The sequence below is a fragment of the Paraburkholderia tagetis genome (assembly GCF_022213065.1).
Taxonomy (GTDB): Bacteria; Pseudomonadota; Gammaproteobacteria; order Burkholderiales; family Burkholderiaceae; genus Paraburkholderia; species Paraburkholderia tagetis.
Genome location: NZ_JAKLJA010000030.1, coordinates 58,408 through 74,561, shown reverse-complemented (window position 1 = coordinate 74,561; position 16,154 = coordinate 58,408). Strand labels below are relative to the sequence as shown.

The following is a 16,154-nucleotide window of genomic DNA, read 5'->3' as shown; positions in this document are numbered from 1 at the left end:
AGAGCGCCGCGCCAGGCGTTCAGCGCTCATCGCTCATCGCTAGCGTTCAGCCGCGCCGGTTTCGCGACGCGCGCGAGCGCCGTCATCGGCCCGATGCGCGCGAGCGTCTCGCGTTGCGCCGCATCGCGCACGAAGAGCGAACCCGCGAAGCCGAGCGCGTTCATGGAGACGCCGTCGACGCGCTCCGTCTCGCGCGGTACCACCAGCATCCAGCGGCGCGTGACGAGCAGGTTGTAGGGCGTGCGTTGATGCGGCACGCCGTCGACTTCAGTAGTCCTGATATCGGCCGCGTGCAACAGCGCCCGATAAGCATCGAGTGCGCGTTGTGCATCCTGGCCTGCCGTTTCTCCGGTGGCGCTTCCGGCCAGTTCGAGTCGCGTGAACGCGTGCGCGAAAGGCAGCCCTGGCACGCGCCCACCGTCGGGCGGCGCCGCGTCGAGCAGCGTCTCGATGGGCACCGCTGCTCCCACCGCATCGAGCGGCAGCGGAACGGTCTGAAGATGTTTGTGCGGCTGGCTCGCGCCGGCTTCCGGACCGCCGTTGTAGAAACCGAGCGAGTCGAAGCCGCGCAGCGCGACGAGCAGCGCCGCGAAATCGGCATGATCGAGCAGCGCCTCTTGCGGCACGAAGCGGCGCGTGACGATCAACAGATGCTCGTCGAGCACGTTGTACTTGTTGAGCAGCGCAACATGCGTCGAAGAGAGCTCGCCCACGCACAGATCGTCGTCGTAAGGCAGGAAGGGGTTGCGCCGCGGCGTCTGAGGCATACCTTGCGAAGCAGGCGCATCTGCGCGCCGCGCCGCTTCCTTGCGCGCGAGACTCGACACCTCGCGAATGGCAAAGCGCACACCGCCATCGTCGATGTGTGTGAGCGCGGTTTCGATGGGCTGTAGGGCGCCGCATTGCAAGGCGTGGCGCGTGCGCTGCGCAATCGCGTCGCGCAGCGTACTGGCAGTGAGCAGCGTCGCGGCCATCGGCGCTCAGGCCTTGTAGCCGATCGCGCGCAGCAGATCGAGGCGCCAGCGCACGTCCTCGCCGGTTTCGATGCCGAGCGGCGGCTCGCCGTCCACCACGCCGATAATGCCGCGCCCCTTTTCAGTTTCGGCGATCAGCACTTCGGTTGGATTGGCGCTCGCGCAGAAAATGCGGCAAACCTCGGGCACGGCCTTCACGGCATTAAGCACGTTGACCGGGAAGAAGCCGTCGCCGAGAAAGACGATGAAGCTGTGGCCCGCCGCGATGCGCAGCGCGTTGTCGGTGGCCATTTCGACCATCGCGTCGCTGGTGCCCGAGCGGCGCACGAGGCGCTTGCCCGACGCCTCGCAGAACGCGAGGCCGAACTGGATGCCCGGCACCGCGCCGTAGAGCGCTTCGTGCAGGTCTTCGACCGATTTGATGAAGTGGGATTGCCCGAGGATGAAGTTGGTGGCTTCGGGCTTGACGATCTCTACCGTGGACAGTTGCATGGCGGACCTCGCGCGGGCGTCGGGAAGGCCGCCGCCGCTCGACGTTCAAGGGCGCGCGGCGGCGTGATTCAAGAAGCCTAGTACGAAGTCGCCGCGCGTCCAAGGCGGTGCCGGCCGGGCGCGCCGCCGCAATCGAATCAGGCCGCCTTCTTCGCGCGTTTCCCTTCGACATCGGGCAGGAACACCGTGAAGATGCCGATGAGCGGCAGGAACGAGCAGACCTTGTAGACGAAGCCGATGCTGGTGGCGTCCGCGAGCTGGCCGAGCACTGCCGCGCCGATGCCGCCGAGCCCGAACGCGAAGCCGAAGAACAGGCCCGCGACCATGCCCACCTTGCCGGGGATCAGCTCCTGCGCATAGACGAGGATGGCAGCGAACGCCGAGGCGAGCACCACGCCGATGATCACGGTCAGCACGCTGGTCCAGAACAGGTTGGCGTAGGGCAGCAGCAGCGTGAACGGCGCCACACCCAGAATCGAGCCCCAGATCACGTACTTGCGGCCGATGCGGTCGCCCACCGGCCCGCCGATGATCGTGCCTGCCGCCACCGCCGCAAGGAACACGAACAGATGGATCTGCGCAGCCTGCACGGGCAGGTGGAAGCGGTCGATCAGATAGAACGTGAAGTAGCTGTTGATGCTCGCGAGATAGAAGTACTTCGAGAACACCAGCAGGACGAGAATGCCGATGGCCATGGCTACACGGCCGCGCGAGAGCGTGACGTGCGGGGTATCGGCGCGCTTTTTCTTCATCGCAGGATGAGCCTTGTACCAGCGGCCGATCTGCGTGAGCACGAACATCGCGATGAGCGCGGCCACCGAGAACCACGCGATGCTGCGCTGGCCATGCGGGATGACGATCAAGGCGGCGAGCAGCGGCCCGAGCGACGTGCCCGCGTTGCCGCCCACCTGGAAGAGCGACTGCGCGAGACCGTGGCGGCCGCCCGAGGCCATGCGCGCGACCCGCGAGGACTCCGGATGGAACACCGAGGAGCCGCAGCCCACGAGCGCCGCCGCCAGGAGCAGCACGAGGAAGCTCGGCGCCACCGACATCAGCAGCAGGCCGCACAGCGTGAAGCCCATGCCGACGGGCAGCGAGTAGGGCATCGGCCGCTTGTCGGTGGCGACGCCCACGAGCGGCTGCAGCATCGAGGCCGTGATCTGGTAGGTGAGCGTAATGAGGCCGATCTGCGTGAACGAGAGCGAGAAGTTGTCCTTGAGCATTGGGTAGATGGCCAGGATCAACGACTGGATCATGTCGTTGAGCAGATGCGAAAAACTGATGGCGCCGAGCACGGAGTACACGGTGCGCTGCACACCGGCGGCGGACGCGGACGCAGAAGCGGCGCGCTTGTCGAGGCTGGTTTCCATATTGTCGATAAGCGAAAAGGCTTCACGCGGGCGCTGCGTCCGGAACGGGGTCCATCAGGGTAAAGAGGTCCCGCGCGGCGATGGCGTGAAAAGGTCATGTATAGGAGTTATAAAGCGCAGTGTAATGTGTCTCGACTGAACGGTCCGGACATCTTTTGTCGAGAATCGGCCATTCCGGCGCCGACCTCCTGCGTGACCTTTTGCGTATCGGGCCTCGTGGGCCGCACGACTGCGGGTGTCGTTCTATGACGATCCGGTGCGTTTGCCGAGCAGCGTGCGGGCCACGCCGCCGAGCATATACATGAACTCGGTGTCGAGCCCGGCCGCCGCCGCATCGTGTGCCGCAATGCCTGCGCCCGCGAAGAACGCCGCGATGAGGTCCGAGACGGTGTCCTCCGGCGTCGTGGGCAATGGCTGTGCGCCGCTCGCGTCACTCAGGCAATGACTCGCCAGCGAGGCGATGACGTCGACCGGAGCCGGCGCGGCGCCGTCCTCGAATCGCGCTGCTGCGGTGGATGCTGTGGGAAATGACGCGCGCAGTGCTGCGAACCGGTCGTCGGCGGCTTTTGGGGCGTGGTGCCCGGCGGAGCGAACCCGCGAGTCGCCGGCGGAGTCGCCTGCGTTTTGCTGCTTCGGCTCGGCGGGCGCTGCGGGCGTCGCTACGCCGGGCGTAGCGATGAGGGTCGCGGCCGATTCAGCAGCGCGCTCGCCCTGCGTGGATACGGGTGGCACATTGAACGCTTGAGCCGCGGCCGGTTCGGGTGCGTCGAATCGAAACGGCTGCCCGGAGAGGGTGACCGGTGTCACGTCGTGCAGCGAGGCGCCGAAATGCGTGTCGTAACGGACTTTCATGGGTACGCGCGCCTGCTCCGCAGTGGCGTGGTATGGCGTGTCGTTGGAGCGCTGATCGCCGGCCGCATTCGCCGTAGCGGCGTTGTCCGACTCCTGGAGCTGACTGTGCGCCTCGAATGCTTCCCGCGATAGCGGCGCGACGGCCGCCGCATCGTCCGTACCCATGCGCAAGCCTTCGTCGCGGGGTTCGGGCATGGGCGTCGTCATCCTCATCGTGAATGCGCTGTTCAATTCTGTCGGGTTTCTGCGCTCGCCTGCGCGGGCCCGCGGCTCCCGTGGCGCGGGCGCTGCGTCGGCTCGCGAAGTCGGGCCGACTTCCTCGCCAAACAGGTCGGCGGCTTGCGGATTGTGTGCACCCGGCCATGCGCGGTTGACGGAGCCGAACAGGGCCAGTGGATCCACCGGCAGGTCCGTCAGGTCGCCGAACGCGATCGGCGACTCGAGCAGCGTGGTGCCGTCCGAGAGCCAACCGGACGAAGGCGCATCGGAGAGCGGGCCGGCTTCGCGATGCGGCAGGCTCAGCCCGTCCGGCGCCGCTGCTGCCTGCATGCGCTGCGCGTCGTCCACGCGTGCCGGCGCGGCGCTGGCTTGCCAGTCCGGGGCCACGAGCCCGGGCGCCACGCGCAGCACGTAGGGGCCGAGGCCGATGAAATCGCCCACGCCCACGCGCATGTCGCCGCCGGGCGTGAGCGGCTTGCCGTTGACCGTCAGCGTGCCGCGCTCGCTGATATTGCGCATGCGCCAGCCGCCGGCCACGCAGCGGAGATCCGCGTGGTGGGCGGCCACGCCGCCCGTGTCGTCGGGCAGCACGAGGGCGTTGCCGGCGCCGTTGCCGATCGTGCCGCCGCCGCTGCCAAACTCGCTGCCGAATTCGGTGCCGACGACGTTTCCCGGCGCGGCGCCGTTGCAGGTGAGCACGGAAATCTTGATGCTGGAACTGGTTTGTTCAGTCATGGGAGGGACTCGCAGGGCGGAACGGGGGGATATGTGTTGCGGGCATGCCGGCGCGCTACGTCAGGCCGGGCAGCGGAAGGCGAGCAGTTCGGCGCGGTGCAGTGCGTCGCCGCCGGCCGTGCCTGCCGCAATGCGCAGCGTCAGCGTGTGGCCATCGACGTCGAATGTCGCGTTCTGGCTGTCCGCGGTATTGCCCGGGGCGATTTGCGCTTTGTCGAACAGGCGCTGCAGCGCCCACGGCCCTTCGCCCTGCAGCGTCTGCGGTCCGCTCACCGTATTGATCTCCAGCACCGCGCGCTGGGTGCTGTCGGCGGACCATTTGACGACCTGGGAGGTGGACGGGCCATGCGCGTAGCGCAGGGTCTGGGTGCCCACGGTGAGCGTGTACTGCAGGATGTCCGGGTCGGTTTCCTGCGGCGTCAGCACGACTTCGAAGGCCGGGCTGCGGCCGCTCGATCCGAAGTAGGTATCGCGTATCTTCGCGGCCTGGCTGAAGGCGTCGAGCATCCGCGCGTCGCGCGGGGCGTCGGCGGCGAAGCCCATGCCGTCCGTGCTCGCCACGGCGAGCGGCCGGAAGCGCCAGCGCGGGCCGCTCGTGTCGGCCTGGGCGGCGAGATTCTTCTGGAAGTAGTCGTCGAGCACACCGCCCGAAGCGAACAGTCGCGCGAACTCGTCCGGTGGCATGTCGCGGGTGGCGCTGCGCACGAACGGGTAGCGTCCGGCGATCATCTGTCGGCACACGTTGCCGACGCCGTTGCTGGTCTGCTCCGAGAGCGTTTGCCTGGCCGACGCGCCCACGCCTTGCACCGCGTTGCGTGACAGATCGCTCAGGAGCCCGCGCAACGGCACGGGCAGCCGGCCCGCATCGGCCTGCAGTTTGGCGAACACGTCGGTCGTGGGCGGCACGCCGCCGCTGGCGAGCGCGGCGCTCGCCGAAGTCAGGTAGCTGTAGAGCGCATCGACGTTTTGCAGGACCGTATCGAGCGGCGCGCCGCCGCGCCCGTCCGGGCCTTGTCCGGCCACGAGCTGCCGCAAGGCGACGAAGTGCGCATCGACGATGGTTTCCGTTGGGGCGTCCTGGCCGGTGGGCGCGCCGTTCGCCGGGGTCTTGCCGAATACGGCTTCGAGCGAATGGCGCGCGACGTCCATGCGTTGTCGCCAGCGCGCGGCAAGTTGCGGCCTGCCCGCTTCCGTGCGCAGCAGTTGCGTTTCCTTCGCGGCCACCTGCAACAGGTTGCGCAGCGGCGAATCGGGGGCGGAGAGCACGCGTGCGCGCTGGATGCTCTGTTGCAGCGACGGCGCCGGCGCGAGCCGCAAATCGCCGAGATACGCGTCCCATGTCGTGACGTACTCGTTCAGATAGAGGCGCCGGGCCTGTTCCGTCCATCCCGCGAGCGTGGCGCTGTCCGCTTTCGCGGCGCCGGCGATGCCGAGCACCCAGGCATCGTCGCGGGCGAGCGAGGCGGTGATCTCGCCGATGCGTTTGTCGACGGTGTCCCAGTAGCCGCGGTACGTGAAGAGGGGCGCGATGCCGTCGGTCAGCGGCTTGCCGCTCGCGCGCACGAACACCAGCGCGGCTTGCGGGCCGCCGGCATCGGCGATCGTGACCGGTGGGGCCTTCATCGTCCGCAGCAGCTCGCGGCGCAGGACCCGCCAGGTACGTTCGGGCAGCGGGACCTGGGCCACGCGCGCGCGCACGGCGTCGACGAGCGCCTGATTGATGGGTTGTCCGAATGGCTGTGCAGCGGCGATGCTGCGCGAGGCGAACAGGTTCGACAGGTGCGCGTCGATCTGGGTGCGCTCGGCCTCGGTCGTGCTGGCGGGCAGGGTGCGCTGGATGTCGAGCGACAGCCAGGCGGCGACGAAGCTGCCGTCGTAGTGAGCCGGATCGTGCAGCATCAGATAAGCCTTCAGCGCTGCATAGTCGTACTCGATATCGTTGGTGGGCGCGCCGGAGAGCAGTTGCTCCAGGTGGGCGGAGACGAGCGGCAGCAACTTCTCGCGTAGCGCGCGCTGGTAAGCGTCCTCGGCGGCTTCGCGGATGCGCTCGCCTTGAAAGAGCCCCAAGCGGTAGCGGAAGAACGGGGGCGAATGAAGATCGACGCGCGGCGAGTCGGGTAGTGCTTTCAGCGCGTCGAGCATGGGCGCGAGGCTTTGCGGATCGGCGGCCTCGAGCGGTTGCGCCGCGTCGCGCTCGAAGGTGGCGACGCGCGCGTCGACTTCGTCCAGATACGCACGGTTATTCGCATAACTGACTATCCAGCCGCAGACGAGGGCCGCGAGCAGCGCGACGGCGCCCGTCGCCAGCACGGTTTGCCATAGCGCGTTGCGGCGGCGCTCGGCGCGGCTCACGCCCGCGAAGCCGGTGTCGGCGAACAGCACGTCGCGCAACAGCGATTTGATGAAAAAGCCGTTGCGCTCGGCGGATCCGGCCGGCACGGCGGGCGCCGCGAATTCGCGCTGGGGGGCCGCCGCGTCGAGTGAGGGACTCAGCACGCAATCGGTGGTCGAAGGGCCGTTGCGCGCGGCGGTGAAATAAATGCCGCGCAAATGCAGCGGCGCTTCGAAGCGCGATTCGCGAAAGAGGCTTTCGCAGAATGCCGCGATGGCCTGCCGCACGACGTCGAATTGCTGCGGGAACAGGTAGGCGTGGGCGCGTGCGTCGGCGTCCGGTTCGGCGTCGAGCGCGGCGCACAGGCCGTCGTCGAGACGTTTCGCGAGTTCCGCGAGGCCGTTATGAGCCGGCCATAGCGGGTTGCCGGGGCGCGGATCCGAGAGCGCATAGCCGATCCCCCACGCCGCTTCGCGCGCTTCGTGGCCGAGGTTGCGGAAATAGTCGGAAAACCCGCGCAGCCGGTCCATTCGCGTGACGCAGACATACACCGGCACCCGCACGTCGAGGCGTGTCTGCATCGCGCGCAACGGCCGCGCGAGTCGCTCCGCGCATGCCGTGCGTTCGGACGCGGACATGGCGACGAGCGTGTCGGCGGCCACGGTCAGCAGCACCCCGTTGAGCGGCTGGCGGGGGCGATAGCGGCGCAGCAGCCCGGTGAGCGTCGCCCAGATGCCATTGGGCTCCGGCGTGCCGTCCTGACGCGTTTCGAGCGTATCGTGCGGCGTGTCGACGAGCACGGCTTCGTCGGCGTACCACCAGTCGCACTGGGTCGTCGTCGGCACCGGCGCGCCAGCCGGGAGCGGGCCATGCAGGCGCAAACCGCTGCCGGCCAGCAGGCTCGTCTTGCCGGAACCGGCGCTCCCCGCGACCACGATCCATGGCAGGCGGTATTGGCTGCGGCCGGTCAAGCGGTCGATCCATGCCGCGACGCGCGACGTCGACGGCACGCATTCGCGTAGCCGCTTGAGCGCGTCGAGCAGACGCGCGCGCAGTTCGACGAGGCGCTCCGCGTCGGGCCCGGCTTCGGCGGCCGCCTGCTCGCGCTGCTGACGGCGGTATTCGCGCCAGCGCGCGATCGGTCCAATCAGTCCGGCTTTGCCCGCGCGTGCGCGCAGGCGCCGCACGAGCCACCAGAGCCAGCACGCCAGCAACACGGCAATCACGAGCGCGCGTGCGCGCCGGCTTTGCAGCGGCAAGCTTTCGCCGAACCCGACGAGCGGCCCGTAGAACCAGACCCACGCGGCCAGCAGCAGCACGGCAATGCTGACCCACAGCAGCGACGAGATGAGGAATTGAAAGAAGCGTCTCAGTACATTCATGAGGGTTGAGAGGGCGAGGAAGCGGGCGCGCCGCGCGACACGTACAGCACGATGTCCACGCGCCGGTTACGCGCGCGGCCGGCCGGCGTTGCATTGGTGTCGATCGGTTGCATGTCGCCGACGCCTTCGACCCCGATCGACCGGTTGCCGATCAGGCCGGCCGCGAGCAGCGCCTCCTTGACCGAGGTCGCGCGGGCCACCGAAAGCGCCGTGTTCGAAGGGATCGATGCTGTGCGAACCGGTTGATTGTCGGTGTGGCCCGTGATGGTCAGCGCGCCGGGAAAGCGGTTCAGGGCCATGGCGATCCGGCCGACGGTGGGCAGATAGGTCGGCTCGACCGCCGTCGCGCCGGAGGCGAATGCGCCGTCGCCGCGGATGGCGATGATCGTGCGGTCCGCCAGGCTGCGCACGGTGAGCCGGCCCGAGGCGATGTCGGTGGCGAGCCAGCGGGCGATATCGTCGGGCACGGGCATCGCGACCTGGGGCAGGCGCAGTGCGGCGATGGCCGCTTCGGTGCGGCCCGCGCGCGTGTCGATGGCGAAACGGAACCCCGCGAGACACACGGCGGCCACCAGCGCGGCGCCGGCAACCCATACCCAGGGCGGCAAGCCGAAGCGCAGGCGCGGCGCCGCCGCGCTGTCCGGCGCGCGGCATTGCGCGGACAGCGCCTCCGGCACGGGCGCGCGCGTGGTGCTGAGCAGGCGGTAGAGGCGGTGGCGCAGCCCTTCGAGCTTGACGGCCCCATCGCGCATCACGTGGTAGCGCCCCTGGAAGCCGAGCGCGAGGCACACATACTGGAGCTCCATCAGATCGACGTGCAGATGCGGCTGCGCCGAGAGGCGTGCGAGCAACTGGAAGAATTTTTCGCCGCCCCAGGTCTCGTTATGAAAGGCGACCAGCAATCCATAGGAGGACCAGGCATGCGCGCGGCCCCAGGGCGTGAGCGCAACCGCTTCGTCGAGCGCCGTGCAAAGGCAATAGCGCGCGGCGACGATGGTTTCCGGCGACAACCCCGCTTGCTGGGCATGGGACTGGAACGCACGCATTTCCCGCATGAGCTGCTCGCGCAGCGCGCGCGGTTCGGTTGGCGTTTGCAGCCTGATCTGCACGATGGCGTCGAGCAGCCGGCTGGCGAGGGAAACCAGCCGGTTGCGCGGGTACGTGGCGCCGCTGGCCACCGCGGGAAAGGGCTCAGGCGCGTGAGTTTTGCGCGCGGCATCGAGGGGCATATCGTTGGACGACAAGGCAACGGTGTTCATGGCTCAGTGGAGAGGGCGAAGGCAGCGCGCAGCGCAATGTGTGCGGGCGCGCTAGCGACGGATCGCCCAGCAGGTCATCGTGAGTCCGGGCAGCTCGCCGGCGACGTGCAGCGCGAGCCCCGCCGACTGTTCGAGTTGCTTCCACAGATCGCCGGCCGTTTCGAGCTCGAAATAGTGAAAGCCCGCGTGATAAGGAATCTGGCGCGGCGCGGCAGGCAGCAGACGCAGGCCGATGCCGGGCAGTTGCAGGTGCACGAGGTCGGCGAGGCGCTCCACCGGGCCGATCTTGATTTGCGCGGGAAAGCGCGAGCGCATCGTGTCGGCGGGCAGGTCCGCCTGGACTGCTAGCACGAAGCCCGCGTCGCGCAGCAAGTCGAGCGACGGCGCTTCGGCAACCCATACGCGGTGCGCCCGCTCGTGCAACGGCAGCGCCACGGCATGCTGTTCGAGCACGATCGAGAGCGCCGTGCGCAACTGCGCCATCAGCGGCGCGAAGCTGCCGTGCAGATCGTCGTGCCGGTAGACCGGCCGCAACGCGGGCGTTCGCGCGTCGCTCGTGTAGGTGCTGAGCTCGAACGCGAGTCGCAGCCATTCGCGAAACCACGTGTGCGGATGGCTGACGTTGTTGGAGAGCGCACGCGACGTATCGGCGAGCGCGCGGTTGACGAGCGCCAGCAGCAGAAATTCCGCGACTTCCGCTACACCTGCGCGCGCCGGCTGCGCAATGCGCTGCGCGAGCGCCTGGGCACGCTGCTCCAGCAGCCCGTGCAGCTCGCCCGCATAGCCTTGCAGCACCGGGTGGCGGCTGGCAACGAGCATGGGCGGCACGTAGCGCGGGTCGAGCACGACGCGGTTGTCGGCGAGGCGCTCGCGCACGCGCGCGACACCGAGCGTCTGCCATTCGCCGCCAAGCTGCGAGGCGAGGGCGAGACGCACGCGCTGGCGGGCGAGGTCCAGCGTGGCGGGACCGAGCGCGACGGCGTTGGTGTCTGCGACTTCGCAGGTGCAAACGCCGTATCGCGCGATCGATTCGGACTGCTCTTCAAAAATGATGTCTTCGGCGCCGGGGCGCTGGACCGGCCACGCGAGCACGACGAGTTCGCCGTCTGCGCTCGTCGGGATGTCGAGCGGTGCGGGCAGGTCATCGGCATTCGCCAGGTCGAACGGCGTGCCGTCGGGAAAGATGCCTTGCGCGCCGAGGACCGCGATTTTGCCGAGCGTGAGGGCGTCCAGGTCGAGATCGAGCGCCGCGAATCCCCAGAACGGCCCCTCGAGGGCGCCGCAGCGCTGCTGCACGTAACCTTCGAGGTAGCGCTCGAGTTGCTGGAAGTGCTGCGGCCGCAGATACATGCCTTCCGACCAGACGACCTTGCTGCGCGCAGCGTGCGGAGTGCGTGGGGGCAAGGCGTCGGGCGGTGCGTCGTGCAATGCATCGAATGTGTTCATTGATTTTTTCCGTTGATGTCTGAAACGAGACTGCGTTCGCCCACACGCAGCGCAATGGCGGGCGGATCGGGCGAAAACGGCCAGACGATCGAGAGCAGCGCGTTGCGGCGCGGGGCATGCAGTTCCACCGAGCTGCGCCAGGCGCTTTGTTCCAGTTGCCGATAGCCGGCCACGAAGCCCACCGCGTGGACCATTTCGTTGGCGCGACGCTTGACGATGCGGCGCTCGCCCGGCACCAGCACCATCTGCTCGAGCGACACGAGGTCCTCGCCCAGCGTCTCTTTTGCGCGATCCTGGAGCGCGGGAAAGCTCGCGAGGCCGAAGGCGTCGGTGGCCTTGAGCTCGTAGACGCCAACGAGAATCGGCGAGGGCCGGCCGCGGCTGTCCGGATTCACGAGCTTGTCTACCGCGATGCGCACGCTGTAGGCGGTCGCGTCGCTCGCGGGCGGCGTGGACGAGCAGCCCGTCACGAGGAGGCCCCCGAGCGCGGCGATCCAGCGGCGGCGCGCGGGATCGACGAGCGACATGGCCGCGCTGGGAGGGAGATTGGGAATGCTCATCAGCTAAAGACGTAGACGATGTATTGACTCGCCGAGGTGCCTGTGCCCTGCGTGTTCGTTGAGTTCTGCGTGGTGGGGTCGGTGTTGCGCGTCACCGGGCTGCCGCCAACGAACACTTTGGCCGAGCCGTTGGTATTGCGGTTGTACGACTGAACCGTGCCGGACGCGCAGCCGCCCATCGAACCGCCCGCATCGCCCTTGGTGGAGGGGATGATGGTTGTCGTGTTGTGGATCGGGCCACCCCCCACCTGGATGTGGGGGACGTTGGGAATCGCCTCGCTGCGGCTGGCGTGATTGCCATAGCCGACCGGTGTGCCGAGGGGCGGGGTGGCGTTCACGCTGACGGCGTCGTTGCCGCCACCGACACTGGAATTGACCATGACCATGACGTTCACCCCAGATGGATTTGTTCGGCATCGACCTTGATTAGCTGCTCGGCGGTCAGGACCACAGTGGAGCCGTGCAGGCGCATGCTCGTGGAGGCCGCATGATCGACGTGCGCTGCGCGCAGATGATCGACTGTCTCGACGCTGCGATACGAAGTGCGGCTCACCTGGGTGATGCGCTTCGCGACGCTTTCCAGCACGTTCGCGACGACGCGCATGAGGCCTGTATGCAGGCGCGCTTCGCCCGCTTGCACTTCGACGTCCTCACCTGTGAGATGGGCTGTTCGCGTGCCCACACGCAGCTCCTGGGTGTCGAGCCGCAGTGTCTGCTGCGCCGCGCCGATCAGTTCGCGGCCCGCGCGAATTTGCAGATCGTGGGTTGCTTCGAGCAGCAGATCGCCGTCCACGCGCAAATGGGTGACGGTGTTCTCGTCCGCGCGCTCGAGCACGGCGAGCACGAAGGTTTCGCCACCACTCCCGCATATCGCGACGCGGTCGCCGGGCCGCGGATCGATCAAGCATGAGAAGGCGCGTCGGCACGACACGCTTGCGTTATGCGTGGCGACGAGCCAGAGGCCATCGGTCAGCGGCGCGAGGACCGTGCCGGCGGGAAATGGTCCGGCGGCGCTGGGCCGGCTGACGGGAGAGGTTGCAAGGTTCGTCTTCATCATGATTCTCCGTAGGTGTCGGTGCGCAGGCGCGCGTCGCGCTCGCGCGACCATCGCTCGGCGGCCAGTTGCGCGGCGTCGTCGGGGGCGATGCCTGGATGCCCGGCGCAGGGGGCGTCGACGGCGCCCTGGCAGCGCAGGCCGTCGATATGTGCGTCGTGCATGTTGGCGTCCGTGAGGACAGCGTCTGAAAAGTCGGCGCGTACGAGGTGCGCGCCCTCAAATGAGGCGTGGCTTGCATCCGCGCGCTGGAACTGCGCGGCTTCCAGCGATGCGCTGCTGAAGTCCGCGTGCTGCGCGCGGGCCTCGATCCACATCGAACCCGGCAAGTGCGCCTGGTGGAAGCGGGCTTGCGCCAGGCGCGCCCGATAGAAGATCGCGCCGGGTGCCTGCGTCGCCACGAACGATGCGCCCGCGAGCTCCGTGTCCTGAAAATTGCAGTTGGGCAGCGAGGCGCGGTCGAAGACGGCATTCGTCAGCGAGCTCTGGGCGAACTGGCAGGCCTTCAGCGTCAGATCGTGAAGCCGCTGGCCGTCCAGCTTGCAGCCGATGAATGCGGTGTTGATCAGTTGCGCTTCGGCGAAGGCGACATCGCGCAGGTCGATCTTGTGGAACACGGTTTTCTCGATATGCGCCTGCCTGACCGAGATGCCGGCCAGCACCGTTTGCTCGAACGTGGCGCGGTCTAGTTCGGCAGCGTCGAACCGGCATCGTTCGAGCGTGCTCTCGATGCAGGCCAGCCCTTGTGCCCGTGCCGAGGTGAAATCGCAGTCGCTTGCCTGCGAGCCGTTCAGCCGGGCATGGGCGAGCGCGCTATGCGATGCGTCCACAGACGTGAAGCGGCAGTCGTGCCAGACGCTGCCGCTCAGGTCCGCGTGCGCGAGCGTGACGTCGCGCAGCTCGCAGCGCTGGAACAGACACTCGCGCAGCGACGCGCGCGCGAATGTCGTCCCGGCGAAGGTCACGCCCTCGAACCGCGCGCCGGCGAGGTCGCAATCCTCCAGCGAGAGCCCGTGCAGTTCGACGTCGCGCACGGGTGCGCCGTCGCGCACGTGCTGGAGCAGGGTGTCGCGTGTGAGCGTCATGCCGCTGCCCTCGCGCGCGGGACCCACGTGGTCTGGACCGTGTAGGCATCCTCGAGCCCGGCGAGATCGTCGAGCCGCGCCTCGGCGAGCAGCGCGCGAAACAGGTTCGCGCCGGCGAGCTTCGCGCGTGTGAGATTCGCACCGCGCATGAACGCACCGATCAGGTCGCTGTTCGACAGATCGGCATCGGTGAGGTCGGTGCGGATCAGTATGGCGCGGTGCAGTTTCGCACCGCGCAGGTTCGCGCCCGTGAGCACGGCGTCGGAGAAGTCGCATTGGCTGGTGCTTGCACCTTCGAGGCAAAGGCCTGGCGCGGGGACCGAGCGGAAGTTGACCTCCGTGAGCGTCGCGCCGGCGAAGCGCGTGCTGTCGAGCTGGGTGTTCTTGATGAAGCATGCCTTGCGGATCGTTGCGCCATCGAAGTTCAACTGGCTCGCGCGAGTGTCCAGAAAACCGAATCCCTCTATATATGCTTTGCCGAACGACGTTTCCTTCAGCGTGCATTGCACGAATGACATCTTGCGAATCGTCGTGCCGTTGAAATCGGCGCCCGCCAAGGTTTGCCCGACAATAACGAGCTCCTTGAGCGCCGCCCCGGCGAAGCGCGGTGCTTCCCATTCGCACTCGCGCAGGTCGGTTCGCTCCAGATGCGCCGAGCTGAAGTCGCAGCGGCGAAAGACCGTTTTCTCGCACGTCGCGCGCTCGAGTGTTGCGCCTTTGAATGAGGTTTCCTCGCAGTTGGCGAGCGACAGATTGGCCTCGCTGAGGTTCGCGCCCGCGAGCTGCGTGCGATGCAGGGCCGCGCGCACGAGCACCGCACCCGCGAGCGTGGCCTCACTCAGGTCGGTGCCGCTCAGGTTGGCGTTTTCCATGAGCGCATTGCTCAGGTCTGCGCCGCGCAGATCGAGTCCGCTCAGGTCGATGCCTGTCAAATCCTCGCCGGCCAGCGACTCGCCGCGCGCCAGCTTTTCCTTCACGCTCATCCTTGCGGACTGCGAAGCTTCCGCCGTGGCGGTAAAAGCGGCTTCCTGATGCTGGGCCGACTGCCGATACATGGCGAGCAGCTTGTTCTCGAGATCGGGCGGTAGAACTGGCGTGGCGGCTGGCGTGGCGCGCAGGGTATCCATCAGCCTCTTGATCTGAGGCGGCCCGCGGCGTCCTGCGCCGATGCCTTGCGGCACGCCGGGTTGCGCGGCCATGCGTGCCTGTGCCACGGCCGCGTGCGAACGAGCCTGCGCTGTGGCTTCGTCTGCCATGGCCTGGTTTTTCGCCACGAAGTCGGCGAGTTCGCTCAGGCGCGGTAGCGCGGGAGCGAGACTGGGCATGCCGAGCGCGTCGAAGCTCGCGCTGGGTGGCACGGCCGCGGCGGCGAGTGCCGACGGCTGCAACGCGCGCGTACGCGCCTGGGCGTCGCGCATCAGCCGTTCGCCGTAACGCTGCATGGCGCTTTGCCAGGCCGGGGCGGGCGGCGTGGGGTCGGGGAAAGAGGCTGCGGAATTCACCTTCGAAGGCATCAGGTCCGCATCGACCAGCGAGTGCATCGCCGCGTCCCGCGCATGTGTGCGCTTCGCATGAACCTGCGCATAATGCTCCGTGCTACGTGGCTCGTCCGGTGTCTCGACGGCGAGCATCAGGCATTCGATGTCGTTCGCATCGAATTGCTCGACGGGGATTTCACCGTGAAAAATGAGGACGGCGCGTTCCCGGTCGGGCATGAACCAGACGGTCGACAGGCGCATCGGCACCGGTTCGAGGCCCGGCGTGCCTTGCCGTATCGCGAAGCAACGGCCGCGCAGCGGCGGCAAGGTGCCCTGCTGCCGGGCGTGAACGGGGTGCATGCCGGCGATGCGCCACGGCACCGCATCAGGCCAGGCTTGCAGGTCGCGGCGCTGCTGATCGGCGGGCGCCACGTTGAACCATCCGCGCTCGAATGCCGGCGGGAAACCGAACGGATCGGCGGCTGCGCTTGCCTGATCCCATTCGCCGTAGAGTGCGCGCCGCTCGGGCGTGTCGATCGCGACCGGCATGAATTCGTCGATCGCGATGCTCGCTTCGTCGGGCGTGTCGGGAAAGGCGACAGCCAGATGCTTCGCGTGGCCGCCGAACGCGATGCCGACGCGGCTCGTGCGCTGCGCGTCGCAATGTGCGGCGAAGGCGCTCCCGGCAACGAGGAATTCCGCGTGCGGCTTGGCGTACCCTGCGTCGAGCGTGGCGGCGCGCAGCACTTCGGGAGCGAGCCGCGTCAATTCCTGCTCACCCACGATGCAGGGGGTATCTTCGAGCGTGGTCATGAGCGGCATCGCCACGCCGAGCCGCTCGATGCCGTCGAGCCGGTAAATGCGTGTCAGGATGCCGGCGGCCATGGGCTTGATGATTCTCATGGATGTACCTGTG

12 protein-coding genes are annotated in these 16,154 nt (G+C 68.0%); all 12 read right to left on the bottom strand.

The window, feature by feature from the left end:
- Positions 1-26 precede the first annotated feature (26 nt).
- On the bottom strand, positions 27-974 hold the full coding sequence (locus L5014_RS27465) for an ATP adenylyltransferase family protein (protein WP_238466951.1): 948 nt from the start codon (positions 972-974) through the stop codon (positions 27-29).
- 6 nt (positions 975-980) lie between these two features.
- Complete coding sequence (locus L5014_RS27460) at positions 981-1,466, bottom strand: adenosine-specific kinase (RefSeq protein WP_238466950.1); 486 nt, start codon at positions 1,464-1,466, stop codon at positions 981-983.
- A gap of 137 nt (positions 1,467-1,603) precedes the next feature.
- Complete coding sequence (locus tag L5014_RS27455) at positions 1,604-2,836, bottom strand: MFS transporter (protein WP_238466949.1); 1,233 nt, start codon at positions 2,834-2,836, stop codon at positions 1,604-1,606.
- Positions 2,837-3,079: 243 nt separating this feature from the next.
- On the bottom strand, positions 3,080-4,642 hold the full coding sequence (locus L5014_RS27450) for a hypothetical protein (RefSeq protein WP_238466948.1): 1,563 nt from the start codon (positions 4,640-4,642) through the stop codon (positions 3,080-3,082).
- Between the two features lie 60 nt (positions 4,643-4,702).
- Entirely contained in the window at positions 4,703-8,356 is a 3,654-nt protein-coding gene (tssM, locus tag L5014_RS27445; RefSeq protein ID WP_238466947.1) for a type VI secretion system membrane subunit TssM, read from the bottom strand.
- Positions 8,353-9,615, bottom strand: coding sequence for a type IVB secretion system protein IcmH/DotU (gene icmH, locus L5014_RS27440; RefSeq protein WP_238466946.1), 1,263 nt, complete (start codon positions 9,613-9,615; stop codon positions 8,353-8,355). Before icmH ends, tssM begins: the two co-directional genes overlap by 4 nt.
- 51 nt (positions 9,616-9,666) lie before the next feature.
- Positions 9,667-11,061: a type VI secretion system baseplate subunit TssK gene (gene tssK / locus L5014_RS27435; RefSeq protein WP_274389536.1), complete on the bottom strand. Its 1,395-nt coding sequence runs from the start codon at positions 11,059-11,061 to the stop codon at positions 9,667-9,669.
- A complete protein-coding gene (gene tssJ, locus L5014_RS27430) occupies positions 11,058-11,621 on the bottom strand; it encodes a type VI secretion system lipoprotein TssJ (protein ID WP_238466945.1) in 564 nt (187 codons plus the stop codon). The genes tssK and tssJ overlap by 4 nt, the downstream gene beginning before the upstream one ends.
- Positions 11,621-12,007 carry a PAAR-like domain-containing protein gene (locus L5014_RS27425; RefSeq protein WP_238466944.1) on the bottom strand — a complete coding sequence of 129 codons (387 nt, stop codon included), beginning with the start codon at positions 12,005-12,007 and terminating at the stop codon, positions 11,621-11,623. Before L5014_RS27425 ends, tssJ begins: the two co-directional genes overlap by 1 nt.
- Before the next feature lie 5 nt (positions 12,008-12,012).
- On the bottom strand, positions 12,013-12,678 hold the full coding sequence (locus L5014_RS27420) for a DUF3540 domain-containing protein (RefSeq protein ID WP_238466943.1): 666 nt from the start codon (positions 12,676-12,678) through the stop codon (positions 12,013-12,015).
- Complete coding sequence (locus L5014_RS27415) at positions 12,675-13,760, bottom strand: pentapeptide repeat-containing protein (RefSeq protein ID WP_238466942.1); 1,086 nt, start codon at positions 13,758-13,760, stop codon at positions 12,675-12,677. Before L5014_RS27415 ends, L5014_RS27420 begins: the two co-directional genes overlap by 4 nt.
- Positions 13,757-16,141, bottom strand: coding sequence for a DUF2169 family type VI secretion system accessory protein (locus L5014_RS27410; protein ID WP_238466941.1), 2,385 nt, complete (start codon positions 16,139-16,141; stop codon positions 13,757-13,759). The genes L5014_RS27415 and L5014_RS27410 overlap by 4 nt, the downstream gene beginning before the upstream one ends.
- Positions 16,142-16,154: the final 13 nt, after the last annotated feature.